Origin of the sequence: Kitasatospora sp. NPDC093806, from assembly GCF_040683335.1 — a bacterium.
Classification (GTDB): Bacteria; Actinomycetota; Actinomycetes; order Streptomycetales; family Streptomycetaceae; genus Kitasatospora.
The window spans coordinates 1-1,705 of record NZ_JBFBDO010000256.1 but is presented as its reverse complement, the minus strand read 5'-3'; the positions used below and the strand labels follow the sequence as shown (position 1 = coordinate 1,705).

At 64.9% G+C, this 1,705-nt stretch carries 1 protein-coding gene and 1 pseudogene; one reads left to right on the top strand and one right to left on the bottom strand.

The window, feature by feature from the left end; genetic code table 11:
- Positions 1 to 82 precede the first annotated feature (82 nt).
- Positions 83 to 1,246, bottom strand: coding sequence for a transposase (locus tag AB0N76_RS39775; protein ID WP_363565738.1), 1,164 nt, complete (start codon positions 1,244 to 1,246; stop codon positions 83 to 85).
- A 24-nt stretch (positions 1,247 to 1,270) separates the two neighbouring features.
- Between AB0N76_RS39775 and tnpA the strand changes: the two are divergent.
- Positions 1,271 to 1,704: pseudogene (gene tnpA, locus AB0N76_RS39770) on the top strand (IS200/IS605 family transposase).
- The last annotated feature ends 1 nt before the right edge of the window (position 1,705 follow it).

Sequence of the window (1,705 nt, the reverse complement as noted above, 5' to 3'; positions counted from 1 at the left end):
GTCAGCTTCTCGGCCCTAAAGGACCGAGCTTGCAGCTAAGCGCGTGACTGGCTGCCACGTCCCTGCCGCGTCTGGGTCGTTCCTACGGTGAGGTAGGGGCGACCGGGACGGGTGACTGCCGCCCCTCGTTCCACACGGTTACGCCGCGTTGGGCGATGTTGTGGGAAGCGTTCCGGTCGGCGTGCGCAACGACGCCGCACGACCGGCAGATGAAAAGGCCCTGGTCCACGCGGTTCTTCTTGTCCGTGTGGCCGCACTCGCAGCACATCTGCGAGGTGTAGGCGGGATCGACGTACACCAGAGGGACGCCGTCGCGCTGGGATTTGTAGACGAGGAACTGCCCGAGCTGGGCGAAGGCCCAGGAGTGCAGCGTGACCCGTCGGGGCTTGCGGAGCCGTACCCGTTGGCGGATGCCCGTGAGGTCTTCCAGGGCTATGCCGCGTCCGGTGCGCTTGGCCTCGGTCACGATCGTCTTGGAGATGCAGTGGTTGATGTCCCGACTGCGGCGGGACTCCTTGCGGGAGCGCTTCTTGAGCAGGCGCTTGGCGGACTTGGTGCCCTTGGCCTGGAGCTTCTTCCGCAGAGCAAGCTGCCGCTTGCGGTACCGGTTGATCTTCCGTCCGGCGGCGAGGTAGCCGGTGGACGTGGTCGCGATGTTCTCGATTCCCAGGTCGACGCCGATGAAGCCCTCGGGTTCGTACTGCTCGGCCTCGGGGGTGTCGACGGTGACGACCAGGAACCAGACGCCGTCACGCTGCAGCAGGTCTGCCTCACCGCGCTTTCCCGCAAGGTTCTTGAGGGCTTCGGGCGAGCAGGCGAAGGGGATGTTCTTGATCCGGCCGGACAGCGTCCACAGGGACACGGTCTGGGCGTCCAGGTCGAAGGACATGTTCCGCTGGTCGTACGGCTGGGCAGCGTCGGGTCGGAACGTGATCGGCTTCGACTCGACCTTGGTCCGGCGCTTGGAGCCCGGCTTGCCGTAGTTCCCCGCCTTGAGGTTCGCCCTCAACGTGGCGTAGCCGTCCGCGACCTTCTTGATTAGGTGCTGGGCGGCCTGCGAACCGATACCGGCCTCACGGACATCCGCGTACGCGATCTTCCGCAGGTCGTAGTTGCGGAACACGCGCCGCTCGAACGCGAGCGCGGACACACGGTTGGCGTGGGCGTTGACCGCGTGCAGAGTCGACTCAAGCGCCGCGGCCACCTCGGGCGACGGCGTGAGCTTCACCTGCGTCACGATCTTCACGTTCGTGATCGTAGCAATTGATCTATGTCACCACGATGGGAAGCAAACCCCAGCATTCGTAGGGGTCGTACGGTCGTCTACACCCTCCATCTCCATGCGCACTTGGTCTTTACGCCCAAGTACCGGCGGCACATCTTCACAGACGAGATGCTCACGCGCTGCGAGGAGATCATGCGGAAGGTCTGCGAGGACTTCGAGACCGAACTGGTCGAGTTCAACGGCGAGCGCGATCACGTGCACCTCCTGGTGCACTACCCGCCCAAGGTGTCGGTCTCGAAGCTGGTCGGCAGCCTCAAGGGCGTATCCGCCCGTCGGCTTCGCCAGGACTTCACCGGCCAGGTCAACCGCGCCATCACGCACGGGCACTTCTGGTCGCCCAGTACTTCGCCGCGTCCTGCGGGGGCGCCCCGTTGTCGATCATCAAGGAGTACATCGAGAACCAGAAGCGACCGGGGTAGC